This window comes from Pontibacter beigongshangensis, assembly GCF_014332515.1.
Taxonomy (GTDB): Bacteria; Bacteroidota; Bacteroidia; order Cytophagales; family Hymenobacteraceae; genus Pontibacter; species Pontibacter beigongshangensis.
Window position 1 is genome coordinate 21,268 of sequence record NZ_VFSD01000032.1, and the last position, 25,703, is coordinate 46,970.

21 protein-coding genes are annotated in these 25,703 nt (G+C 48.7%); 16 read left to right on the forward strand and 5 right to left on the reverse strand.

Translation table 11 applies throughout. From position 1 onward, the window contains the following. The first annotated feature begins 166 nt into the window (after window positions 1–166). Window positions 167–424: a FeoA family protein gene (locus FJM74_RS20715; protein ID WP_187264557.1), complete on the forward strand. Its 258-nt coding sequence runs from the start codon at window positions 167–169 to the stop codon at window positions 422–424. Between the two features lie 5 nt (window positions 425–429). Then, window positions 430–2,583 (forward strand): ferrous iron transport protein B, encoded by a 2,154-nt coding sequence (gene feoB / locus FJM74_RS20720; protein ID WP_187264558.1) that lies wholly within the window; start codon window positions 430–432, stop codon window positions 2,581–2,583. Between the two features lie 89 nt (window positions 2,584–2,672). On the opposite strand, the gene FJM74_RS20725 is transcribed toward feoB, so the two are convergent. The 5 genes from FJM74_RS20725 to FJM74_RS20745 form a co-directional block, all read right to left on the reverse strand. After that, entirely contained in the window at window positions 2,673–7,091 is a 4,419-nt protein-coding gene (locus FJM74_RS20725; protein ID WP_187264559.1) for a PKD domain-containing protein, read from the reverse strand. 466 nt (window positions 7,092–7,557) lie between these two features. Further along, complete coding sequence (locus FJM74_RS20730) at window positions 7,558–8,271, reverse strand: SAM-dependent methyltransferase (RefSeq protein ID WP_187264560.1); 714 nt, start codon at window positions 8,269–8,271, stop codon at window positions 7,558–7,560. Between the two features lie 408 nt (window positions 8,272–8,679). Then, window positions 8,680–9,447: an alpha/beta fold hydrolase gene (locus FJM74_RS20735; RefSeq protein ID WP_187264561.1), complete on the reverse strand. Its 768-nt coding sequence runs from the start codon at window positions 9,445–9,447 to the stop codon at window positions 8,680–8,682. 103 nt (window positions 9,448–9,550) lie between these two features. Next, window positions 9,551–10,048, reverse strand: coding sequence for a hypothetical protein (locus FJM74_RS20740; protein WP_187264562.1), 498 nt, complete (start codon window positions 10,046–10,048; stop codon window positions 9,551–9,553). A 405-nt stretch (window positions 10,049–10,453) separates the two neighbouring features. Then, the gene (locus tag FJM74_RS20745) at window positions 10,454–11,167 is read right to left on the reverse strand and encodes a pyridoxine 5'-phosphate synthase (RefSeq protein ID WP_187264563.1); all 714 of its coding nucleotides are present in this window, start codon (window positions 11,165–11,167) and stop codon (window positions 10,454–10,456) included. A 164-nt stretch (window positions 11,168–11,331) separates the two neighbouring features. Here FJM74_RS20745 and FJM74_RS20750 point away from each other — a divergent pair, with 164 nt between their 5' ends. The 14 genes from FJM74_RS20750 (at window position 11,332) to FJM74_RS20815 (ending at window position 25,089) form a co-directional block, all read left to right on the forward strand. Continuing rightward, window positions 11,332–11,793 (forward strand): GatB/YqeY domain-containing protein, encoded by a 462-nt coding sequence (locus FJM74_RS20750; RefSeq protein ID WP_187264564.1) that lies wholly within the window; start codon window positions 11,332–11,334, stop codon window positions 11,791–11,793. Between the two features lie 430 nt (window positions 11,794–12,223). Then, entirely contained in the window at window positions 12,224–12,742 is a 519-nt protein-coding gene (locus tag FJM74_RS20755; protein WP_187264565.1) for a CvpA family protein, read from the forward strand. Window positions 12,743–12,943: 201 nt separating this feature from the next. After that, window positions 12,944–13,510, forward strand: a complete 567-nt coding sequence (locus FJM74_RS20760) for an anthranilate synthase component II (RefSeq protein WP_187264566.1) — start codon at window positions 12,944–12,946, stop codon at window positions 13,508–13,510. Between the two features lie 55 nt (window positions 13,511–13,565). Beyond that, window positions 13,566–14,342 carry an alpha/beta fold hydrolase gene (locus FJM74_RS20765; protein WP_187264567.1) on the forward strand — a complete coding sequence of 259 codons (777 nt, stop codon included), beginning with the start codon at window positions 13,566–13,568 and terminating at the stop codon, window positions 14,340–14,342. Continuing rightward, window positions 14,339–15,004 carry a cbs domain containing protein gene (locus FJM74_RS20770; RefSeq protein ID WP_187264568.1) on the forward strand — a complete coding sequence of 222 codons (666 nt, stop codon included), beginning with the start codon at window positions 14,339–14,341 and terminating at the stop codon, window positions 15,002–15,004. The genes FJM74_RS20765 and FJM74_RS20770 overlap by 4 nt, the downstream gene beginning before the upstream one ends. A 6-nt stretch (window positions 15,005–15,010) precedes the next feature. Continuing rightward, window positions 15,011–16,411, forward strand: coding sequence for a BamA/TamA family outer membrane protein (locus tag FJM74_RS20775; RefSeq protein WP_187264569.1), 1,401 nt, complete (start codon window positions 15,011–15,013; stop codon window positions 16,409–16,411). A gap of 114 nt (window positions 16,412–16,525) precedes the next feature. Continuing rightward, window positions 16,526–17,413, forward strand: a complete 888-nt coding sequence (locus FJM74_RS20780; protein ID WP_187264570.1) for an NAD kinase — start codon at window positions 16,526–16,528, stop codon at window positions 17,411–17,413. Window positions 17,414–17,522: 109 nt separating this feature from the next. Beyond that, window positions 17,523–18,524, forward strand: a complete 1,002-nt coding sequence (locus FJM74_RS20785; RefSeq protein ID WP_187264571.1) for a DUF6089 family protein — start codon at window positions 17,523–17,525, stop codon at window positions 18,522–18,524. A gap of 48 nt (window positions 18,525–18,572) precedes the next feature. After that, window positions 18,573–19,337, forward strand: a complete 765-nt coding sequence (gene porG / locus FJM74_RS20790) for a type IX secretion system protein PorG (protein ID WP_187264572.1) — start codon at window positions 18,573–18,575, stop codon at window positions 19,335–19,337. A 59-nt stretch (window positions 19,338–19,396) separates the two neighbouring features. Continuing rightward, the gene (locus FJM74_RS20795) at window positions 19,397–20,143 is read left to right on the forward strand and encodes an isoprenyl transferase (RefSeq protein ID WP_187264573.1); all 747 of its coding nucleotides are present in this window, start codon (window positions 19,397–19,399) and stop codon (window positions 20,141–20,143) included. Between the two features lie 7 nt (window positions 20,144–20,150). Then, window positions 20,151–22,643, forward strand: a complete 2,493-nt coding sequence (gene bamA, locus FJM74_RS20800) for an outer membrane protein assembly factor BamA (RefSeq protein WP_187264574.1) — start codon at window positions 20,151–20,153, stop codon at window positions 22,641–22,643. A gap of 15 nt (window positions 22,644–22,658) precedes the next feature. Then, window positions 22,659–23,315, forward strand: coding sequence for an OmpH family outer membrane protein (locus FJM74_RS20805; RefSeq protein ID WP_187264575.1), 657 nt, complete (start codon window positions 22,659–22,661; stop codon window positions 23,313–23,315). Between the two features lie 38 nt (window positions 23,316–23,353). Next, complete coding sequence (locus FJM74_RS20810) at window positions 23,354–23,971, forward strand: OmpH family outer membrane protein (RefSeq protein ID WP_187264576.1); 618 nt, start codon at window positions 23,354–23,356, stop codon at window positions 23,969–23,971. Window positions 23,972–24,054: 83 nt separating this feature from the next. Then, the gene (locus FJM74_RS20815) at window positions 24,055–25,089 is read left to right on the forward strand and encodes an RluA family pseudouridine synthase (protein ID WP_187264577.1); all 1,035 of its coding nucleotides are present in this window, start codon (window positions 24,055–24,057) and stop codon (window positions 25,087–25,089) included. Window positions 25,090–25,703: the final 614 nt, after the last annotated feature.

A 25,703-nucleotide genomic window follows, 5' to 3' on the forward strand; every position in this document is an offset into this window, starting at 1 on the left:
AGGAAAATTTATATTTGTTTGCTGCTTCTGCCGCTAAATAGCCTGCCTGTATGTCTTAAATCTAGTTTTTACATCATCGGTTGCTACATTTATTTTAATCTTTTGCTTTAAAGCTGAACGCCTTGTAACTTGCAGTTGTTTATAAACAGTCTAAATAAAGCAGGTGGTGGCGCAACATAAAGCTCAAAAACAGCAGGCACAGAAAACGGTGTGCGATCTGAAGATCGGGGAATCAGGGGAGATTATTGGCCTGAAAGATCCGGAGATGGCTCTGAAATTGCTCGAAATGGGCTGCCTGCCCGGCACCAGCGTGAAGCTGAACAGTAAAGCGCCACTCGGTGACCCGATCACGATTATTGTAAATGATTATACGCTCTCGTTGCGTCTGGACGAGGCAGAAACCATCTTGCTGAAAGAAAATTAACCCTTATGGCGGTAACTACCCAAGCACAAGAACTACAGGCTGAAAAGGTAACACCAACCCTGCAAGTGGCAAAGGTGGCCCTGATCGGCAACCCAAACTCTGGCAAGACATCGCTCTTTAACCAGCTTACCGGCCTGAACCAGAAAGTCGGCAATTTCCCGGGTGTTACAGTCGATAAGAAAACAGGCATTTGCCAGCTATCGCCAAAGCAGAAGGCGCAGATCATAGATTTGCCCGGCACCTACAGCCTCTACCCCAAGTCGCTGGACGAGCGCATCGTGATCAACTTGCTTTACGATGTAAGCTCCAGCCACCAGCCCGATCTGGTAATTGTGACCGCAGATGCCTCGAACCTGAAGCGCAACCTCTTGCTGTTCACGCAACTGGCCGATCTGCAGATACCGGCTGTGCTGGCCCTGAACATGGTAGATGTGGCGCAGCAGGAAGGAATAAAGGTAGACGTGCAGGTCCTGCAGGAGCAACTGGGAGTACCCGTGGTGCCGGTTAATGCCCGGACCGGCATTGGCATGGCGGCTCTGAAAATTATTATGACGCAGCAGTTGCAGGCCTCCGGAGAAACATTTTATGCCATTCCGGATGCGCTCAAAACAGTTATAAATCCTATACAGGAGCGGTTTGAGCTTCGGAACGAATACATGGCGCTGCACTACGCGCATCAGTACAAAAGCCTTAAATTTCTGTCGGAGGCGGACGTGGCCTGGGTAGATAAACTGCTGGAGCAGGAGGGGTTCCACTCCAACACGCAGCAGGCCAGCGAAACCATTGCCCGCTACACCCGCATAAACGAGCTGCTGCTGGATGTGGTGCGCGTGGAGAAAGCCGACAAGGCCGAAAAGTTCAGCAACCGCCTCGACCAGGTCCTGACGCATAAGGTGTTTGGTTACCTCATCTTTTTTGCGATTCTATTCCTGGTCTTCCAGGCAGTGTTTACGTGGGCCAGCTACCCGATGGATATGATAGACGAAGGCATTGCCAGCCTGAACTCCCTGATCCAGGAGAATTTCAACGGACCCCTGGTGAACCTGCTCACAGAAGGGGTGATTGCTGGCCTTGGCGGCGTGCTGATCTTTATCCCGCAGATTGCCGTGCTCTTTGCGTTTATAGCGGTGCTCGAAGAAACAGGCTATATGGCGCGTGTCACATTTATGATGGACAAGATCATGCGCAAGTTTGGCCTGAACGGTAAATCGGTGGTGCCGCTCATTTCAGGTGTGGCCTGTGCGGTGCCTGCTATTATGTCGGCCCGCACCATCGAGAACTGGAAAGACCGGATGATCACGATCTTCGTGACACCACTTATGAGCTGTTCGGCCCGCATACCAGTGTACACGGTGTTGATTGCGCTGGTGGTGCCTGAAAAGTACTATTTCGGCTTTCTGAACCTGCAGGGCATCGTGCTGATGGGGCTGTATGTACTCGGTTTCCTGGCGGCTATTTTCTCTGCCTTATTGCTGAAGGTGCTCCTGAAAGCCCGTGAGCGCAGCTACTTTATCATGGAGTTCCCGGTGTACAAAATGCCGCGCTGGAAGAACGTAGGACTGACGATCTTCGAGAAAGCAAAGACCTTTGTGCTGGAGGCCGGTAAAGTGATTGTAGCCGTATCGATTGTGCTGTGGGTGCTGGCCTCCTATGGCCCCGGCGACAGCTTTGAAAGAGCCGAGGAGCGGGCGCTGGAGCAGGCACAGGGCATGAACCTGTCTGAAGTGCAGACCGATAACCTTATTGCATCGCTGCAACTGGAAGAATCTTACGCTGGTATAATTGGGCATGTGATTGAGCCTGCTATCAGGCCCCTCGGCTACGACTGGAAAATTGGCATTGCGCTGCTCACGTCTTTTGCCGCACGCGAGGTATTTGTAGGCACTATTTCTACGATCTACAGTATCGGCGAAGAAGAAAACGTAAGCACCATCAAAAATAAGCTGATGTCTGAAAAAGACGCCAGCGGCGATCCTTTCTTTACACCGGCACGGGCATTCTCGCTGATGGTATTTTATATGCTTGCCATGCAGTGCATCAGTACGCTTGCCATTGTGCGCCGCGAAACCAAAAGCTGGACCTGGCCCCTGGCGCAGCTTGTGTACATGACTGGGCTGGCTTACGTGATGGCCTTTATCACGTATCAGATTTTCAGCTAAGGCGAGGCTAAGTTAAATTAGGCTGAGCCAATAAAAGAGGTGGGGCAGGTTTTCATAACGCAAACCTGCCCCACCTCTTTTATTTTTCTTTACTTCTGGATAATAAACTTTTTTAGCAGAGAGTTGCCATCCTTTAGATTTGCTCTTACATAATACATGCCTGTGCTAAGGCTGCTTACATTTAGTAGAGTTTTTTCACTTATATCTTTTGCTTTGAGCGAAATTAGTATTCGGCCAAGTGAGTCGTAGATTTCGATGGCGTTAATAGTTACTGGCGAGGCCTTGTCAATAGCTACAAAGAGCTCTGTAGCGGCAGGGCTTGGGTAAACGGTAAGCAATTCGCTTGCAGAAGTTGCTTCCAGACTTGTCAGAGTCAGTACAATATCAGCGGTGGCTGTTTTTGAGTTGCAGCTGTTTTCCAGCCACAGGGTAGCTGTAGTTGTGCCGGGAGTATGAAATGAAAAAGCTGGTTCCTTTTCTGTGCTGGAGCTGCCATCGCTGAAGGTCCACCGGGTAACGTAGTTTTCTTGAACACCATTCGCCTTAAGCTGCACCAGGTTCCCGGTTATTTGGTAAGTAATGGTAGCGGAATCCAACTCCTCTGGCTGGCACGGTACCTGAACCTGTTGCCACAGCTGTTTTTGGATGCACCCGTTGCTGATGGTAACACGCACCTGATAGGTTCCTGCAACTGAAAATGTATGGCTAACGACGTCCTTCAGGCTTTGAGTAGTGGTGCCGTCTCCGAAATCCCAGGTGGCAGTGTAGGGGGAGCTACTCTGTATCTCAGGAAACTTAAAGCTGACATCAAGGGCTGCTTCTTTGGTGGTGGCGGTAAAGGTGTCTGAAACTGTGAGAGTAACCGAAGTGCAGTTCCCCGTAAGGGACAGAGGTAAAATTTGGGATGTATAGCCATTACTGGTGCTCAGATGGTTTTTGGAAAAAAGCACTAATCTGTCGCATCCGGAAGCAGCCATAACCTCAGCTTCTGTTTTGCCTGCTTTTACAGCTTGCTGCCATGCCCACACCAATTCACCTTCAGGCGTATACTTCAGAATTCCCTGACTTTTTGTGTTTGCAGCGGCAACACCGTATGTCTGCTTGCTCGTCATGGAGCTTATACCACTAACATTTTCGAATTGAGTATAGGCAAAAAGGCTATTTTGCTCTCGGCTAAAATAAAGATTAGGTACCAGCGAGTTATGGAGGAGGTTTGTCCACTGCACATTTCCTTCATGATCATACTTGGTTATCAGGGCTCCATACCAGGAATTGCTTATAGACTTATCACCGATAGTCATAATCGGAGCCTTCTGAAAGTTATCGTTAGCGTGCTCATTATAAGGTCTCCAATCCCAGTTGGCACTTAGATAGATTGAGTTTCCGTCGACTGCAATGGAGCGTTTGAGTCTGGAGAATCCTCTGTCGCTGTAATTCCAGTAACCCAGATACTCTGAAGCATCGGCCAGATAGTTTTTATACGTGCCGAAAGCCTTCGTTATACGCATCTGGTCTAAGTCTACTATTGCTATGTAGCCTTTTTGCCCTTCAAAATCATCTTCAGTTAAAACGTAACTGCCAACAGTGTATTTATGGGGTGCATGGGAATAGAACATGCCCTCAACATACATTTTGTTATCTAATCCAACTTGCAGCTGAGGCGAAAGGGTAAAGGACTGATTAACACTATTCAACCCATTTATGGAGTAGTTGCCGTACGGAACGTCGATATGCCCTTGGTAGTGAGACAACTTAACAGCCCCTAAAGAAGTGCCGTTTGTGTCTACTTTAAGCAGGTAGGAGTAGTAAGCGCCATATTCATTTAACGGATTGGTTAAGGAGGTTCCATCGGGGTATGTTACGGTAACATTCATATTGCTGTGAATAGCAGCATAAATATGCTGGTTCTGATCTATAGTAATGGAAGAGGCCAGCGCAGAACTGTAATGGCTCGAATTTGCCACGGTTGCCCAGACGGCTTTTCCTTCCGCTGTAAACTTTAAAATGAAGGCGGCCTGCGAATCGATATAGTGAGTGGTCCTTGGTAAAACGACTTCGTCTATCTGAGAGCTGAAACTGCTGCTCATGTAGTTGCCGCACAAATACACATTGCCCTCCTGATCAGTGGTGATTCCGGTGCCAAAGGAGTAGCTGGAACGAAGTGTGCCGCTGTGTATTTTGCTCCATAGCAATTTGCCGGATAAAGTGTACTTTTCCAGAAAAAAATAAGTATTGCTTCCGCCCCTGATATTTCGGTAGCCGGTAATGTAGGTGTTGCCAAAGGTATCTGTGTGGCTGCTCAATACGGTGCGGCCATTTAACGTTGATTCGCTTACAATAGTTTCAGGTTCATTGGCAGCGCAGATTTCCTCCTGCTGTAGCGTAGCCTGCTTTACTACCCGGACAGTAAATTTAGTGCTGTCAACACAGCCGGCTGCCGATGTGGCTGTAAGCATAACTGTTTTTTCGCCAGTTGTAGAGAAGCGTACATCGGGTAAGGCTTTGGTGTGATAAACAGTTCTTGTTCCATTGTCTTCAACTGACCATTTATAACTTGCCGCTATGGTGGTGTTGGAGATAACGAGTGGCTCGTTCAGGAAAACAGTAGGTTTGGAAACTTCATAGGCCAATGTCAGGTAGCTGAACCGGTAGATGGCTTTGTTCTGAAGGGTGTATTTGGGAAGGCCGCCAGGGCAGTTTTTATGTCTGACAGTAACCGTAAACTCTTTATAGTAGCCGCCTTCTACTTCAAGCTGTTTTTGGCTGTATGCCGGAATAGTTAAATCGCCGCCATTGCCGAGGTACATACCATGAGCTTCGCTGGTTGAGTAATAAAAATCAGGGTCGCTGTCAGAAATCCGGATGAGAGGGTCCAGGCCCAGGTCATGTGCACAGTAGAATTCTCTTAAAGCCTCCACTTTATTATCAAGTTTGGGCGTAGGAGCAACCTCAATAGAAACAGATGCAGGGGTAGCTTCTATCGTGCCACATGCGTCTGCTCTAATTGCCGTTACAGTATAAGTCGCCGATTTTTTCGGAATAAAGCCCTTAAAGCGGAGATTGTACCCGCTACTCTGAGAAGCTGTTTCAATCAATTGCCCATTGCTCCAAAGCTGGTATTTAGTTGGCCAGGGGTCCGGGTCACTTACAGAAATAATAAGGTTTGTATTCTGATCGCAGAAAAATGTATTGGAGGCGGTAATTATGATCGGGCGTAAAGCTGGTGTTTTTGCGGTGCGGATGCTTTGGGTGACGGAACTGGTTTGTCCCTTATGCTCTGCTATCAACTTTATGTCGTAGAGAGTGTCCTCTTCGAAGGTGGTGGTAAGATGGTAGGAGGTGGCGAGCAATTCATTGTTCAGGTACCATTTGTAAGTATAATGGCTGGGGCCTTTGTTTATAAAGGTAAACGAGGTGTCAGGGCAGTAGGAGGAGGTGGCAGGCAGGTCAAAGCCAGCCAGCGGCTTTACTGCTCCGCCCAGATTGGAGGTTGTATAGATTTTGCCATTGTTGTCTACGGCTATACCGTTGGTCGCATTTAAAAAGTAGGCGGCTCTTAGATCGGCATTTACGGGCTGCTGCAGGCTTTCCCAGGTTTCGCCGCCATCGGTTGTTTTCCAGGTAAGGTAGTTGCCTACAGCCATGCCCTCCTGCCTGTTCAGGAAGTGGATATCATTTATTTGGCCGTTTGTTTTGTTAGCCCACCCTGGCAGGTTCGGCTGCATAACCTGCTTCCAGCTCTGGCCGCCATTCGTTGTCTTAAAGATATAATTACCATCACCGCTTACGTTTGCAGCTGCAAATCCGTTTAATTCATCAAAAAAGTAAAGGTCATGTATTTCAGCTAGAGGCGTACTGCCGGTAGCGACGATTTTTTGCCAGCTAAGCCCCCCGTTGCTTGTTTTATATAAGCCCGAGCCTGCCACATAGCCGCTTGTGGCGCTTGTAAAGAAAATACTGTTGAAGACACTGCCTGCTATTTCGTTATCAGGCATTGGCACCGAAACAGAATGCCAGTTTTCGCCACCATCAGTAGTTTTAAAAACGTTTCCTCTGGCGCCTGCTACGTAGCCTACCTGCTTGTTTACAAAAGTGATAGTTCTGAACCCAAGGTTAAAGATGTTGCCAGTGGGGGCGCTCAGGTACACAACCCTCCAGTTTACGCCTCTATCTATTGTCTTTAGGATAATGTTATGACCAAAAAGAGTCCAGCCAGCTGCAAACCCTATGTTAGCATCCAGGAAATGAATGGTTTTATAACCCATCGTTTCGATGTAAACAGAATCCTGGGTGTTTTTCTGTAGCTTAAACCGCTGCCAGTTCAGTCCGCCGTTGGTTGTCTGGTAAATGCCATCTGAACCTCCTAAAAAGAATACCTGCTCATCAATCATCTGCACCGATTGCAAGGCATTGGAGGTGGGTGAAAGCTGCTCAACCCACTGGGCTATGGCCGTTGAGGAATACAGGAAGAGAGGTAAAAGGTAAAGTAAGCGTAAAAGTCTGGCCATCGGATATGTTCAGTTAGTATTTAAGAAACCAATGTTTTTCGTGTTGCGGGCAATAATATTCATCAAAACCCTTCCAGCGATCATTCTCTTTGCCGCTGCTATTCCGACAAAAACCTTTCTGCTCCACTAAATACAAACAAGTAAGATTTTTTGTGTGAATTGGTGCTGAAGAATGAATCTGGATTTCCGGATTATTCTAATCAAAAAGACCCTCCGGAGTAACCTTCTGCTCCGGCTGCTGCGGATAGTACAGCTCCTCCGACAATACTAAGTTGAATGCACTCAGTATATTTCTGAATTTGTGTAATCCCATAAAAGCAAAGCTGCAGAGCAGAACGAGTTTCAGTTGTTAGTATATGAATTTTTTATCTGCTGTTATAGAAGTTAATGTAAAAAAGTAGAGGTTGCGTTTTGCAGCAATTTGCCAATGCCAGGTAATTTGGCCGCAGTACCATAAGCAGTAATCCTACTTATAAATCAGAAAAACAGCCGGTTGCTTGTGTATATCGGGCAGCTCCTTCTTCCAATCGGCAATGGGTTTGGTCTGGATGAGTTCGTGCTCTGGTGAGGTAATGTTGGCGGCAATGCAGAGGCGGGTGGTGGGGTGGAGCGTTTGCACCAGGTCCTCGAGCAGCTTGTTGTTGCGGTAGGGCGTTTCCATAAAGATCTGTGTCTGGTCGCGCTGCTGCATCTCTTTTTCGAGTTGGCGGAGCGTCTGCAGGCGTGGGCCGCGCTCTATGGGCAGATACCCATGAAACGCGAAGCGCTGCCCGTTAAAGCCGCTGCCCATCAGGCTCAGCAGGATGGCCGACGGGCCGGCAAAGGGCACCACTCTTATATTTTTCTGATGCGCGTATTTTACTACCTCCGCTCCGGGGTCGGCCACGCCCGGACAACCCGCCTCGGAAATAATGCCGGCATCCTGCCCCTTCAGCACCCGCTCCAGCGATTGCTGCACCTCGGCAAGGGAGGCGTCTTTATCAACCTGCACAAAATGCAGCTGCTCTATCACCAGCTCCGGGCAAATGCTCTTGACATATCGCCGGGCCGTGCGCAGGTTCTCCACAATAAAATACGTGAGCTTTTGTACCGTTTCCTTTACCTGTGGAGGGATAACCTGGTCGGCGGTGCCTTCGGCCAGAATGGTGGGTATCAGATATAAGATGCCTGGTTGTGCCATAGGGACTTCGTCAAATTAGAAATTCAAAATTAGGGATTATGACCAATATGCTTTCATAACAGCTGTCGGAGCATTGTAAACTGTTTATAAATCGCATGCAATTTTGAATTTATTCTCACTGCTTTATACAGTAGCGGTAAAGGTAGAAAGAGGAATTGTTTATGCGGCGTGCTGTTGGTGTTAAAATATAGCTGCCACAGCACTTGCACGGGCTGTGGCAGCTATGTGGTTTTGAGCACAAGGCAGTAAGCAGCAGCCAATGGCCGGACATTAGCCATCGCCTTTCCTGTTCAAAAGGGGCCTGGAAGGCCATTTTCATTAGAATAATTTGCGCTTCGTGCAGCGCAAAGCCACCGGCTGCAGACCCATTTTATCCCTTTGATCTTTCAGGTTTAACCGGGCCAGGTTTTAATGCTCCAGAAAATTGTGCACCAGTTCGTACACCTGGTCGGGGGCTTCGGCGTGTACCCAATGGCCTGCGCCCGGCACGGTCTCTATCTCGACCTGCGTGAAAAGGTGCTGGATGCAGGTGTACTGGTCTTCCTGGCTGATGTACCGGCTGCGGCCGCCTTTTATAAATAGGGCGCTTTTCTTGAACGGCACATCGGATGTGACAGCAGCGCTGATGTTCTCGTAATTCTCGTCTATGCCGTCCAGGTTCATGCGCCAGCCAAAGGTGCCGTCTTCTTTGCGGTAAATGTTCTTCATCAGAAACAGGCGCACATCCTGGCTGCTGATGGACCTGGCCAGTTGCTCGTCTATGTGGCTTCGGGTGGTGGCGCTGCCCAGGTCTACTGATTTGAGGGCCTCGATTATCTCGTCGTGGTGCGGCGGGTAGGCTCTGGGGGCAATATCGACCACAATCAGTTTGGTGAGGCGGGTGGGGTGGGTAAGGGCGAATTTCATAGCCACTTTGCCGCCCATGGAGTGCCCCATAATAGCTGGCGTAGGTATGTTCAGGTCATCAATCAGCTCCAGCACGTCCTGGGCCATTAGTTCGTAAGTGTGCTCGTCGGCATGAGGGGAGCGGCCGTGGTTGCGCAGGTCCACCAGAAATACGTTGTAGTGCTCGGAGAGCCGCTTTGCCAGCGTTTGCCAGTTGTCTAATGTGCCGAAGAGGCCGTGCAAAATGAGCAGCGGCTGGCCGTGGCCCATTTCCTTGTAGTGTAATTTCATATTTTTCTATCTGTCGGTTAACAGTTTTGATGCTCTATAGGTAGCATACGGAAGCCCGTGTGATAATGCTGAAACTAGTGGCGCCGGGGTGTATGGGCTTCCGTTACACTCTTCTCTCTTTTTCAGGTACGGGCGTGGCCTTATTCTCCTTATCAAAATCGGGATTGACGAAAACTTTTTTGTAACCGAGCCTCTGACTGATAAAGGTAATGAAGCTGTCTGTCTGATGTGCCTCCACCAACGGGTTCATGAGCAGCACCACCTTCTTGTTTTTACGCCTCACAACCATAATGTCTTTTGTCTGCAAGGCCTTGATCGTGGCACCGATCCCGATAAACAGCGAGAGGGCAGGTAGCACCATCTTATGTAGCTGAGCGCTTTCGGAGCCTGGAAAAACAAAGGAGGTGAAGCTGGAATAAAAGGAGAACAAGAGGCAGCATAATCCAAAAAGCAGGAGCAGCGGCCAGTTCTTGACAACTTTCCCGCTTTTGAGGGAAACAGATTCGATGTCGGCGTAAGAGATAAATTTGTGTTTGCTGCGCAGCAGATGCAGGCCTTTGTTATCTACCCCGAACTGATTGGTTGAAAATTTGTATTTCATCTGCTCTCCTGATATACTGATTTAAGATGCGCAAAAATTTGCATTCATGCAAGAAAATCGATATTCAATATACAAAAGCTAAACAGCCTTGGGCGACCAGACACGCCGGGGCTAAAGCCTTGCCGGAGAAACATGGCATTGCTGATAGCTGGTTATAAGAAATTGTATTCTTGCCGCCTATCTTAAATCAACTGCATTATAGTCGGTGCCTTGCCTTATCAGCATCAGAAATGGCATCACCTTGAGAATAACGACACACAAAGCACGACACACGAAACATCCCTATTTGTCGCTTGCAGAAGAGGTGAACAAAATTCCGAAGGGTTGTATGACTGTCTAAAGCAACAAGCAAATTATTCTAATCAAAAAACCCCTCCGGAGGCGCCGCTGCTCCTGCTCCATAGCCTACTTTAACTGGCGCAGATACAGCTGTATAGTGTTTTCCAGGCCCAAATACAGCGCATCGCAGATCAGGGCATGACCGATGCTAACCTCTTCCAGCCCCGCCAGGTTGTCTTTCAGGTATTTGAGGTTGTCGAGGTCCAGGTCGTGGCCGGCATTCAGGCCCAGGCCCAGCTCCTGGGCTCTAAGGGCGGCTTTGGCGTAGGGGGCAAGCGCCGCCTGCCGGTTTTGGTGGTAGCCGCTGGCGTAGGCCTCGGTGTAGAGTTCTATGCGGTTGGTGTTTACCAGGGCGGCGCCTTCTACCATGCCCTCGTCGGGGTCTACAAAAATGGAGGTGCGGATGCCCTGTTCCTGCAGCTCCAGAATCACGTCGGTCAGGAAGTCTTTGTGCCGGATAGTGTCCCACCCGGCGTTGGAGGTGATGGCATCGGGGGCATCGGGTACCAGGGTGGCCTGGTCGGGCTTCACGTCTTTTACCAGCTTCAGAAACTCCGGCGTAGGGTTGCCTTCTATGTTAAACTCGGTGGTTACGATCTGCTTCAGGTCATATACATCCCGGAACCGGATGTGGCGCTCGTCGGGGCGGGGGTGCACCGTGATGCCCTGCGCCCCGAACCGCTCACAATCTTGGGCTACCTGCACAACATTTGGCCTGTCGCCACCGCGGGCGTTACGAAGCGTGGCTATTTTGTTTATATTTACGCTCAGCTTAGTCATAATCTTTTAATACTTCTGGCAATAGAGGCCGGGTTAGCACATTAATAACGAAGTGACTAAATTAAGGAAATTTGTTTAAGATGATACAAAATGGTGCCGGCGCAATCTGCCGGTAGCGGCAGAAGCCGCACCAAATCAAAAGTTTAAGAAAAAAATATAAAGCTATGACGCTAAAAGAACGAATTGAGGCCGACATTAAGCAAGCCATGTTGGCGAAAGAGAAGACCCGCCTGCAGGCGCTCCGCAGCATTAAGTCGCAGATCTTGCTGGCCGAAACCGAGAAAGGCGGCGGCGATGGCCTGGCGCCGGACACTGAGATGAAGCTGCTCACAAAGGCTGCCAAACAGCGGCGTGAGTCGGCAGAGGTGTTTGCCAAACAGAACCGTCCCGACCTGGAGGAGGTAGAACTGGCCGAACTGGCCGTAATAGAGAGCTACCTGCCCCAGCAGCTCGACGAAGGCGAACTGCGCGTGCGCCTCGTGGAAATTATTCAGCGGGTGGGAGCCACCGGGCCTTCTGACCTGGGCAAAGTAATGGGAGTGGCCTCCAGAGAGCTGGCGGGCGTGGCCGATGGCCGTGCTATTTCGAATGCCGTGAGTGCGCTGCTCAACAACACTGACTTTTAAGGGCTGATTGAAGTAATTTTGAATGAGTGATTGAGTGGATGAGTAACGTTTTTCTTCAAAGCATACCTCCGGGAGCATCCTGAAATTTTCTGAAAGAGGACTCTGTATAAGAGGCCAATAAACAAGTCTTGTGTCCTTTTTCAATAGGAGGAGGAGGGGCAACAGAGTCTCCGGATGGCCATTTTGATTAGAATAATTTAATGCAGGAGGCTAAGTGCTCCTCCAATCTGATTTTTAGAAAAGTTGAGTGCTTTTGAAGCCGCCAGAAAGCAGATCTGCCATCATTTCTAAATTTGAATTTCTGGGTTTTAATTTGGCGAAGCACCAGGGAGGAGCTGGCGCGCCTCTTTGCCATTGAAATTATTTATAGTAAAATTAGGTTGAGTATCAGGCGGGAGCAGCTGTAGCTTCTGCTTAAATTTTATTTAGGTTGAGTACATTCGATATTTTTCTGGCGCTGCCACTGTTGTACGGGGCCTTTCTGGGCTTCCGGAAAGGACTCTTGCTGGAGCTGGTGTCGCTGTTTGCCCTGGTGCTGGCCATCCTGCTCGGGCTCAAGCTGCTCGACACGGCACTGCCCGTCATGAAAGAGTTTGTGGGCGATGCCGGCATGTTGCTGCCCTATGTCACATTTCTGGTGGTGTTTGTGGCAATCATCCTGGGAGTTAGGGTGATAGGCCTGCTCCTGAAAAAAGTGCTGGACTTTACTCCCTTTGGTTTCTTCGATAATTTTCTGGGAGGCGTGCTGGGTGCCCTCAAATGGTGCTTCGCCCTGAGTCTGCTGCTCTACGTGTCGGAGATTGCCGGCATCAGCGTAACCAACGAAACAGCGGCCGGCTCCACTATCTACCCCTATGTGCTGAAATCAACGCCTTACGCACTTGATGTGATCGGATACGTGGTGCCGTTTGTAAAAGCGCTGTTTGAATCTGTTACGGAGCATTTTTAGTTAATTTGAAGATGCGAAAATCTGGAGGACGTTTCTACCATCCTACTTGAGAGCAAGCAGCAGCGCCGCCGGAGGGCCATTTTGATTAGAATAATTCTGAATCGATTCCTGCCGTTCCATCATGTAGTTGTCAGAACATGGTATATCCGGGCACTCCTTCATCTTCAAATCTTCTCATCTCCAAATTCCCAAAACAAAAAAATGCTTCTGCTGCTCGATAATTTCGACTCCTTTACCTATAACCTGGTCGACTATTTCGGGCAGCTGGGGGTGGAGGCGCATGTGGTGCGGAACGATGTGCCGCTGGAAGAGCTGAAGCAGTTGCCCATAAAAGCCATTGTGCTGTCGCCGGGGCCAGGCGTGCCGGAGCAGGCAGGCAGCCTGATGGAGGTTATCCGGGAGTACCACGACAAGGTGCCGATGCTGGGTATTTGCCTGGGGCATCAGGCCCTGGGCGAGTTTTTTGGGGCTCGGCTGGAGAAGGGGCTGCGGCCCATGCATGGCAAGCTGTCAGAAATTACCTGCCTCCCCGACCCTGTTTTCAAAGGGCTGCCCGAAAAGATGCAGGTCGTGCGCTACCATTCGCTGGTGCTGCAGCACACCCCGGCCGCTATTTTGCCGCTGGCGCACACTGCCGAAGGAGAGCTGATGGCTTTCCGGCATAAGAGCCTCCCTTTGTATGCGCTGCAGTTCCATCCGGAGGCTGCCCTCACGACTTATGGTTTACGTATGCTTCATAATTGGCTTACAATTGCTAATATTGCGTAAACGTAACATACAGGATATCCTGTTTCCATTACCGTATTAACTATTATTGAAACCAATGAATCTACAGGTCAGACAAGAAGGCGACTTTAAATTTATAGACGAGGGAGAAGGCGAAGTATTATTGCTGCTGCACGGGCTTTTTGGCGCCCTGAGCAATTGGCAGGGGGTAGTCGATTTTTTTTCTAAAGAATACCGCGTCATTATTCCGCTCATGCCTATCTACGAAATGCCACTCCATAAAGCAGGCGTGTCGGGTCTGGTTGGTTTTGTTGAAGATTTTGTTAACTTTAAGAAGTTAAGCAACCTGTCGCTGCTTGGCAACTCGCTCGGCGGGCATGTAGGCCTCGTCTTTACGCTTAAAAACCCGAACAACGTGAAGCGGCTGGTGCTGACAGGCAGCTCCGGGCTTTTTGAGGACTCTATGGGTGGCTCCTTTCCGAAGCGGGGAAACTACAACTACGTAAAAGAACGCACAGAGCATACCTTTTACAGGCCCGAAACAGCTACAAAGGAGTTGGTAGACGAGGTGTTCGACATCACGAACAGCAACTCTAAATGCCTGCGCATTATTTCTATTGCCAAGTCGGCGCAGCGGCATAACATGGCAAAGGATATTACCCAGATTACGGTGCCTACACTACTCATATGGGGGCTGAACGATACCATTACACCGCCCCACGTGGCACATGAGTTTGCCCGGCTGATAAAGAATTCGGAGCTTTATTTTATAGATAAGTGCGGACACGCCCCTATGATGGAACATCCGGAGAAGTTTAACAGTATCTTAAAGAGATTCTTAAGTAGAACCAAAACAGCAGAAACCGTCACATGATTGCAGAAGAGCTCATAAACCAAATGATTCCACCGCTCAAGGTTTACGATACCGTAGACAAGGCCTTGCGTTGGATGGAGGAATTTCGTGTAAACGAGCTCGCCGTTGCCCGAAATCGGAAATACATTGGGCTCGCCACCGAGGTAAGCCTTATTGAACTAAACGACCGCAACCTGACCCTGGAACAGGTGAAGCTGGAGTTTCAGGACGTGCATGTGATGCACTTTCAACACTTTTATGATGTGATGGAGGTGGCCATAAAAAATAAAATACAGGTAGTGCCCGTGCTGGACGAGGTGCAGGAGTTTATGGGCATTATCACCATTAACGATACGCTGGCGGCATTTGGGCAGATGTCGGCGCTGCAGGGGCAGGGTAGTATATTGGTGCTCTCTATGCCCGAACGCGACTACTCCCTGAGCCAGATCAGCCGCCTGATCGAAGAAGAGAGCGCCAAAATACTGAGCGCCTATGTTTCGCCCGACGAACTGGACCCCTACAACATCAAGCTTACCCTTAAGCTGAACACGACGGACCTTTCCCGGATTATCGCCACGCTCGAGCGATTTGAGTACCGCATAACAGCCCAGTTTCAGGACGGGTCTAAGTACGATGTGGGCAGAGACCGACTGGATATGTTGCTCAAGTACCTGGATATCTAATACCTTATGCCCCAGTTCCGGCTGCGTTTTGTGTTGTTGCTCTTGGTGGGGCTGTTGGGGAGCCTTGGGGGGCAGGCACGAACCTGCTATAATAATTTCTCTGTAGTTTCGGATGTTGATTTTGAGGGTAATGAAACCACCCGGGAGAATATATTGCTCTTGGAGCTCGATTTTGCCACCGGCGACACCATTGCCACCGACCAGGTGGAGGAAAGGCTGGAAGAGAACCGGAAAAGGCTTCTGAACCTGCGCCTGTTCCACGAAGTAGGCTTCCGTTACGATTGCGAGGGCGGGCACCTGTCTGTCGTGTTTTTTATGCAGGAGCGCTGGTACCTTTACCCGGTGCTCATCTTCGACTTTGCCGACCGGAACTTTAATGCCTGGCTCGAGAAAAAGGACCTGAACCGGCTGGACTATGGGATTACGCTTACCAGGCGCAATTTTCGTGGTAGAAATGAGGATGTACGGCTAAAGGTGCAGCATGGGTTTAACCGCAGGCTGGAACTTACCTACCGGGTCCCCTATGTTAGTCACCGCCTGAAACTTGGCCTCGACCTTGGCCTGGCGCATTATCGCAGCCGCACCATAAACTACACCAATAGTTATAACCGGCAGCGCTTTCTGGTGCAGGATAACGTTTACCCCATTCAGCGCACCGCCTTCTCGGTGGGGCTGGTGCACCGGCAGAGTGTGCAGCGGCAGGAAACATTCCGGTTTTCGCTTCACCAGGAGGCTATCTCAGACTCTGCCCTGCGCATGAACCCCGACTATTTCCGGAACCAGTTCCGCGAAAGGCGATATGCCCGGTTCGAGCTGTCGAAGGTGGTGAATCTCCGCAACAATTTTTCTTACCCCCTGGCAGGCCGCTACTTCGATGCCTCGGCTTCACAGGTTTTGTTTTTCCATAACGCAGGAGCCCCGGTTACTACCTTCAGGGCAAAGTTTGCTGAGTATTTCCAGCTGTCAGACAAGTTCTATTACGCAGCCGCTGCAGAAGGGCAGGTGCGGTTATCAGAGCAATATGCCTTTGCCGATAATGTGGCTTTAGGTTTCCGGTCGCTGGTGCGGGGCTACGAACTGTTTGTGGTGGGGGGGCAGCACTATGGCCTCCTTAAGCAGGGCTTTTCAAGAGAATTGGTAAATATTAGCGGTTTCAGGATAAAGCAGCTAAAAAGTGCTAAATTTAACCGTGTTCCGCTGGCAATTTATTTAAATGCCTTTGCCGATGCAGGTATGGTGAGCGACAATATTTATCATGAAAGCAATCCGTTTACCAACAGGTTGCTTGTTGGTGGGGGGCTTGGCCTGCATGTGGTTACGTTCTACGACATGGTGCTCCGCATGGAGTGCACGGTGAACCGCGAAGGAAATAAAGGGATATACTTCACCACCGGGTTTCCGTTTTAACCAGGATTAACTATTTTTAGCCTGGGTTGTCAGCGCCTATGAAAAAGGCCATTGTAGTAACAGCTTTTACATCCGGAGCCTGACATCCCGATTCCAGCATTTAATTCCTGATTTATGAGAATAGCTATACTTGGCAAACCATTTTCTGATGAAACGGCTCCTTTTATACAGGTGTTGTTTGATGAACTGATTCGCAGAAAAGCAGATTTGTATGTGGTCGATCATTTTAAGCAATTCCTGAGCAATACGATAAACATTCCGGAATATGTGCAGTCGTTTAACAGGGGCGATCAGCTGGAAGGAGTGGATGTGGTCTTCAGTATTGGCGGAGATGGCACCCTGCTTGATTCTGTAACCTATGTGGGTGCCCGGCAAATTCCAATAATGGGCATTAATACGGGGCGCCTGGGTTTTCTGGCCACCATTCCGCACGACAGCATTACAGCTGCGCTTGATGCGCTATACAAAGGCCGCTATACCCTGGACGACCGCGCCCTGATTCGGGTCGATTCTGATCTGGATGTTTTTGACGGGATTAACTTTGGACTAAATGAGTTCAGTGTACTGAAACAGGATACCTCCTCCATGATTGTAGTGCATACCTACATCGATGGGGAGTACCTGAATTCTTACTGGGCCGATGGTTTGGTGGTGGCTACGCCTACTGGTTCTACGGGTTACTCCTTAAGTTGCGGCGGCCCTCTGGTGCTGCCACAGACAAACAATTTCGTGATCTCGCCGGTATGCCCGCATAATTTAAACGTGCGCCCGATGATCGTTTCGGATAAGAGTGTGATTTCATTTGAAGTGGAGGGGCGCAGCAGCAGTTACCTGGCTTCGTTAGATTCCCGCTCCGTAGCTGTGGACATGACAGTGCAATTAGCCGTAAGAAGAGAGCGGTTTACCGCCCGGCTGGTAAAGTTGCATCACGTAAATTTTTTATCGACTTTGCGTAATAAATTAAACTGGGGCTATGATAAACGCAATGTTCTTTTGGGATAATTAGAGATGAAATATTTATATATTATTTCATTTGTAATTGTTTAGCTATATATTTGCCAGTCATCATAATAATTTGGAAGAGTTGCTGCCACAATACTAAACGAGTGCCATGAAGAAAATTTATACCCTTACGCTGTTTATATTAACTATTGTGCTTGCAGATGTAACAGATGCAGATGCTCAGCGCCGCTTTACTGCGCGTCAGCGGTATAATTCTGTGGGCGTTACAGTTGGTGCAATGAACTACTTTGGGGATGTAGTGCCAAAAGTGAATTTTTCAAGCTTCAGCACGAATGCCACCAGACCTTCTGTGGGTGTTAACTTCACACGGCGTGTAAAGCCAAGGATTTCTTTGAGGGGTGCGTTTACCTGGGGCAGAGTTTCCGGAGATGATGTGAACAGCAACTTAGGGAATGAGGCAGAAAACGTTGGCCGTTTCAGACGTAATCTTTCTTTCAGAAATGATATCAAAGAACTGAGCGGTGTTGCCATTTTCGACTTGTTTGAGAACAGAAGCAGGTATCAGCTGCGACCTGACTTTGTGCCCTATGGCTTCATTGGTGTGGCGGTGTTCCACCATAACCCAAAAGCCTATTATGAGAGAGGTTCACATCCGGGCCTTTCCCAAAATGATGATATAAATACAGGATGGTATGCCTTGCAGCCCTTGGGTACAGAAGGGCAGTATACTAACCTGGAAGGCACTCCCAGCCCCTATAGCCGCGTGCAAATCGCTATCCCGATGGGGGTGGGGCTGCGGTACAAGCTAAACAGATTCTGGGACTTAAGCCTGGAGGTGGGCTGGAGAAAAACTTTCACAGACTATTTGGATGATGCCAGCAGAGGATATGTAAATAAATCTGATATCCTTGCCGGAACAAGCGGTAACCCACGTGCAGCAGCCATTTTTTCGGACAGAAGCGCAGAAGGTCCTTTCCGTTCTGAGGTACAGCCAGATCCAAGTGGTACTCCTTACAGCAGGCTTTCCGGCTACGGCACGCCTCAGAACCAGACCCGCGGCAACAGAACAGACGACGACTGGTATGTTACCACTAGCTTTCAGTTAAACTATATCCTTAACACAGCACCACGAAGACCTAAGTTTAGATAATAGTTTGAGCAACCCGTCGTTGTTATCCAAACTCAGTTCATTTACTACATGACTTTAAGTAATATCAAGCATACACTCCTTATTTGCCTATTGGTGCAAGTAGGGAGTGTTTTTTTTAGCGAGACGGCCCGTGCGCAACGCTACATCACCACCAGCGAGATTGGGGGAGGCATTGGCGGCGTGAATTACAAAGGCGAAATAGCGCCATCTTACCGGTTATTAAGCAATCAGCCTGCTATTACAGCTTTTTACAGAAGAGATATTTCTGCCCCCATCACCCTGCGTGGAGGCCTGGTGGCAAGTCACCGCATAATAGACGATAACACCTTCAGTGATGAGAGTTTCAACCTGCCCCTGGCGCACTACAGGCAGGCTGAGCTAAGGTTTTCGTTACTGGAGCTGTCAGCTGTTATGGAGTATAACTTTCTTGATTATTACGATTTTGACCAGCCTATCAGAATATCGCCGTACTTCTTTGCAGGAGTTGCCGGCTTTCTTTACAACCAGAAAACTACCTTCGGGAACCCCGACTTAAGATCTCAGGAAGATCCGTTTAGAACTACTCTGGGTGTGGCGATTCCTGTAGGCGTAGGAATTAAATATGCCTTGAGCAGGCACTGGAATCTGGGGCTGGAGTTTGGAGCCCGCAAACTGTTGAGCGATAACATTGACAATCTTCAGGGCCAGGATAAAAGAATATCAAACCCCTATGATAACGACTGGTATTTTTATAACGGAGTAAGCCTATCTTATACCTTCTACAGAATTAATTGCCCCCCAGTATACAAGAACAAGCCGGGCCTGCTAGATTAGCAGGTTTAAATTTTACAAATTTGTCTTGCTTTTTGTAACTTGCAAGGAAATTTGATTAAATGACTCTAAAGGAACAAGTTGATCTGGACAATTTACCCAGGCACATTGCCGTTATCATGGACGGCAACGGGCGCTGGGCGAAGCAACGAGGCGGACTAAGGATCTTCGGGCATCAGAGTGCCATAACTGCTGTAAAAGAAACAGTAGAGGGTGCCGCAGAGCTCGGAGTAGACTATCTGACTCTATACGCCTTTTCTACAGAAAACTGGTCCAGACCGGCTGTCGAAGTTTCGGCGCTGATGCAGTTGCTGGTCTCTACTATCCGGAAAGAAACAGCTACCCTGAATAAGAATAACATCAGGTTACAAACCATTGGCAATACAGCCAGTCTCCCAAAATCCTGCCAGAGAGAGTTGCTGGAAGCCATGGACCTGACCAAATCCAATACCCGCATGACGCTGGTGCTGGCATTGAGCTACAGTGGCCGCTGGGATATTAAGCAGGCGGTACGGCGGGTGGCAGAAGATGTGGCCAGGGGAAGCCTTGCTGCTAACGACGTAGAGGAAGCTTCTATAGAAAAATACCTTTCTACAGCAGGCATGCCAGAACCGGAGCTCATGATCAGGACGAGCGGCGAAATGCGGATAAGCAATTTCCTGCTGTGGCAACTGGCTTACACCGAGCTGTACATCACAGAACTGTTATGGCCGGATTTTAGAAAGGAGCATCTGTATGAAGCGATTTTGTCTTACCAGCGCCGTGAGCGCCGCTTTGGGAAGACCAGTGAACAACTAACTAAGCAATAATTTATTAATGACAAAGTACATCTGGGTGCTTGTGTTTCTGCTTTTCACAGGCACGGCTTCGTCCCAAGTTCAAAATAATTCCCTGCAGACTAATCCTGTTGATTATGCTCAGCCAAAGCAATATACGCTGAGAGGGATCACCGTGAGTGGCGCAAACTTCCTGGACCCTAATGCGCTTATTTCTGTTGCCGGCCTCAAAATTGGTGACCAGATTACGGTGCCGGGCGATGAGATAAGCAAGGCCATTCAGAAGCTCTGGGACCAGGGTATTTTGGGCGATATTGAGGTATACGTCACCCGCATAGAAGGAGATAATATTTATCTTAACTTTAACCTCAAGGAGCGCCCCCGCCTTTCGCGGTTTAACTTTACAGGCATCAACAAAACACAACGCGATGCACTGGAAGGAAAAATTGCCCTAACCCGTGGAAAAGTGGTGACAGATGAAGTCCTGAACAGAACCCGCAATACGATCCGTAACTATTATCTGGAGAAGAGCTACCTGAATGTGAAGATTAACATTACGCAGAAGCCGGATTCAGTGCTTCCGAATAGTGTTGTGCTAAACATCAATGTAGATAAGGGAAACAAAGTAAAGATTGCGGACATCACCTTTGTAGGCAACGAGGCCTTCCCGGAGAAGAAGCTGCAGCGCCAGTTGAAAAAGACAAAAGAGAAGCGCTGGTACAAGCTTCTGACCTCCTCAAAGTTTGTCCGTTCAGAGTACGAAAACGACAAGCAGCTGCTGATCGATTTTTATAACAACGAAGGTTATCGCGATGCTGTTATTGTGTCAGACTCAGTTTATAGAATTGGCGACGACCGACTCGGCATTATTCTGACATTAGATGAGGGCACCCGCTACTACTACCGCAATATTTCCTGGACGGGCAATTACATATATGATGATGAGTACCTCTCCAGGGTGCTGGGCATTACAAAAGGGGATGTATACAACAAGCAGGAACTGGAGAAACGCCTTTCTTTTAACCCTACTGGCGGTGTGGATGTATCTGCGTTGTACCAGAACGATGGCTACCTGTTCTCTAACATTGAACCTGTGGAGGTAAAAGTAGAAGGCGACTCCATTGACCTGGAAATGCGCGTGACAGAGGGGCCTCAGGCTACCATCAACAAAGTTACCATTACCGGAAACGACAAAACTAGCGAGCACGTGATCCTGCGAGAGGTGCTGACCTTGCCAGGACAGAAATATAGCCGTGCCGACCTGATCGATACCCGTAACAGACTTTCGAACCTCGGTTATTTTGACCCTGAGACAATTGGGCTGGTGCCGGAACCTAACCCAGCAGACGGAACAGTAGACATTCATTACAGCGTAACAGAGCGGGCTAACGACCAGATCAGTTTGTCTGGTGGCTGGGGTGGTGCCATTGGTGCCGTAGCTACCGTGGGGCTTACACTGAACAACTTCTCGAGCCGCAAAATGCTGAACCTCTCTAACTGGAGGCCTATACCAGCGGGCGATGGCCAGCGTCTGGCACTTAACGTGCAGGCAAACGGTAAATATTACCAGTCGTACTCGCTATCTTTTACAGAACCGTGGCTGGGAGGCCGCAAGCCAAACGCATTTACAGTAAGCTTGTTCAAGACTGTCATCAGGCAGCCAACCTCAGAAGGTCTTGATAGCAGACTAAATGTAGATGGAGCAACTATTGGTTTGGGCAGAAGGCTTACATGGCCTGACCAGTGGTTCCAGATGAGCCACTCCATCTCATACAGCAGGTATAGGCTGGGCAACTACAGATCGTTTGAGACACTCCTGGGTTTCTCCACCGGAGACTCGCATAGCTTTACCCTGAATAACACGCTGGCACGAACGAACCTGGATAACCCCTTGTTTCCAAGAAGAGGTTCTTCCCTGTCACTTAGCCTGAATGCAACGCCGCCATACTCGCTGCTGTCTAATAAGTTTAATACATCTGAGTTTGTAGAGTACCATAAATGGATGTTCGACGCATCTTACTTTATAAATCTGGCAGGAAATTTGGTATTGAGTACAAGAGCGCACTTCGGCTTCTTAGGGAGCTATAGTTCTGATAGGAATGTAGGGCCTTTCGAGCGATTTAAGTTAGGTGGATCAGGCATGGCAGGAGGCAATTTCTTTGTCGCCACCGAGTTTATAGGGTTAAGAGGCTATGATGATCAGCGGGTAGTGAATACGTCAGATCCTACGTTGCTCAATTCGGGTGGTGTGGCTTATAACAAGTTTGTGATTGAGCCCCGTTACCTCATTTCGCCAAACCCGGCAGCCACCATTTATGGTCTGGCCTTTCTGGAGGCAGGTAACAACTTTGGTTCTATCGATACCTATAATCCGTTTAGACTGTATCGTTCAGCTGGTTTAGGTGCCCGTATTTTTATGGCACAATTCGGCTTGCTGGGATTTGATTATGGCTGGCGACTGGATGACATTCCGGGGCGGCCAGATATGAAGAAGGGCATGTTCCACTTTATTATAGGGCAGCAGATTCGGTAGCAGGAGGGAATTTGTATGAAGAAATATTTGTTAGCGCTCTTAGTTAGTTTTTCTGTCTGTTTCGTTTCAGAGGCTCAGAAGTTCGGGTATATCGACTCTGATTTTATTTTGAGCAAGATGCCTGCCTACACCAAAGCCCAACAGGAGCTCGACAAATATACGGATGCATGGCAGAAGGAAATTGAAACCATGCACCAGGAGGTTGAGAAGCTGAAGCAGGAGTACAAGGCCGAGGAAGTGCTTCTGACGGACGAAATGAAAAAGAAGCGCCAGGCAGAACTAACCAAAAAAGAATCAGAGGTAAGAGATTACCAACGCAAGGTTTTCGGTTATGAGGGCATGATGTTTAAGCGCCGGCAGGACCTGATCCGCCCGATACAGGACGAAGTCTTTACGGCTGTAGAGAAAGTAGCCAAAGCAAGAGGCTTGCAAGTCGTTTTTGATAAGTCCGGAGACCTGGTTATGATCTATACCAACCCGGTGCACGATTATACAGAGTATGTGATAGAAGAACTAGGCCTCGCATCTGACAAGCAAAATACGGCAGGCAATAGAACAAATACTGCTATAGATTCTCCGGATAACCTGCCTGAAGTAGGGGAGACCAGCGGTACACAAGAAGAGAGCACAAACCCGCCTGCCAGAAGCAAGGCGGCACCCAAAAAGAAGTAGAACAACCAACATCTATTAATTTATTATTAAACCAACCAATGATGAACAAAATCAAAACATTAGTAGTGGCTTTCCTGTTAATCGGCTTTACGTCTGTTGCGCAGACAAGTAACCAGCCTATTAAGATTGGGTATACCAATGTGGAATATATCCTGTTGCAGTTGCCCGAAAGCCGTCAGATTGAATCTGAGCTGAAAACGCACAGCACCCAACTGGAAAACCAGCTGAAAGCGAAATACTCAGAGTACGAGACAAAACTTGCTGCCCTCGAGAAAGGTGGACCCACTATGGATAAAGTAGTGCGCGATGACAAAGAAAGAGAACTGATGAACATGCAGAACTCAATCCAGGAGTTTCAGCGTAATGCGCAGGCCTCTTTACAGCAAAAGGAGAAGTCTTTAGTTGATCCGGTTATCACTAAAATTGACCAGGCGATCAAAGATGTAGCCAAAGAAAATGGTTATACCTGGGTTATCAGCAACCAGGCATTACTTTCAGGTCCTGAGGATGGCGATATCTCTCCGCTTGTTCTTAGAAAATTAGGTGTAGATCCAAGCAAAGCAACTGCTGAGCAGCCTGCTCCGGCTGCAACCAATCCTAACACTACTACACCTGCAAAAGCACCTGTTAAGACAACACCAGCCAAAAAGAAATAATTAATTTCTTCCTTTACTTATCAGAAAGCCGATGTGTTCTACTTCGGCTTTCTTTGTTTTTAGTAACCTTTAGTAATTGATTTGTGATAGATTATACAGAGCAGGAGTCGGCAGAGGACTCCGATGAGCTCTATGAGCATCATCGGATAATAGTGGATAAGGGCCAGGCACTATTGCGCCTGGACAAGTTCCTGATGGACCGCCTGGCGAACGTTACGCGCAATAAGCTACAGGAAGCTATCCGGGCAGAGTCGGTGCAGGTTAACCAGAAGCCTGTTAAGGTGAGTTATAAGGTAAAGCCTTTCGACATCATTACCATAACCCTCCCTGACCCTCCTCGCGATACGGAGGTGTTGCCGGAGGCTATTCCCCTGAACATACCGTATGAGGATGATGAACTGCTGCTGGTAAACAAGCAGGCGGGCATGGTGGTGCATCCGGGGTATAGCAACTGGAGCGGCACGTTGGTTAATGCGCTTACCTACCACCTTCAGAACCTGCCCACCACGCAGCATGGAGCAGCCAGACCAGGATTGGTGCACCGGATTGACAAAGACACCTCAGGACTTCTTGTAATTGCCAAAACAGATTACAGCATGGCTTACCTGGCCAGGCAGTTTTTTAACCATACTATAGAGCGTACCTATTATGCCCTGGTGTGGGGGGTGCCGAAAGCCCTGCAAGGCACCATTATAGGCCATGTGGGCCGGAGCGCCAAAGACAGAAGAGTAATGGCGGTGTATCCGGATGGTGCGTACGGCAAGCATGCCGTAACGCATTACAAGGTCCTCAAAAGCTTCCGGTACGTGTCTTTGCTGCAGTGCAACCTCGAAACCGGCCGAACACACCAGATCAGGGCTCATATGAAGTACCTGGGTCATCCGCTCTTTTCGGATGCAACTTATGGAGGCGATAAAATTTTGCAGGGTACGCCCAACGGCACCTATAAAGCGTTTGTTGACAATGCTTTCAAACTGATGCCTCGGCAGGCTTTGCATGCCAAGTCGTTAGGCTTTAAACATCCTCTTACAAAAGAGTTTATGCAGTTCGATTCTGTTTTGCCGGAAGATTTTGCTGCTGTTCTGGAAAAATGGGCAGTGTATGAGGAGCCTCTTTAACTTTATTAATGGCGTAGGAGCGGTGCCTGGTTTCTACATGAGTGCAATCTGAATATAAAAGTATAACTTCCCTACAGCTGCTGCTATGGATCAAACTTCAATTATTCTAATGAAATCGTGCCTTCAGAGCCTTTGCTGCTCCTGCTGCCTGATAGCAGCAGGAGCAGCAAGAGTGAAGGGCTATTTTTGGTGCAGGCTCACAAGTCATAACTTATTCTCCTGAAAAAGCCGATTATACCTGGCCAGCTTTGGTTGATTATTCTAAATTATTCTTGTGTAGAACACATCATGAGGAATGGGTATACTTATACTTCTATTAACAAGGTTCCACTTGGCTTAGCTACTGCTTTTTCTGGTGCCCTCAAGCTGTTTTAATTGCATAGCCTGGGTTATGAGCGCTCAAGGCTAGAGAGAAGGCCTCTATATGCGAAGCCTTCTCTCTAGCCATCGGCGCTGTGCTCACTCTTCCTTGGGAGGCAGAGGCCCCTTTTAGACTCGCTAGCGCTCAGGCTGCCTGGGTACCCCCCTGCCCCGGCACCTCAAGCCAGGACTGGGGTATCCAAGGTAGCCAGTTCAAGTCAATCATTTCCAAATCATCTCATCTTCAAATTTTC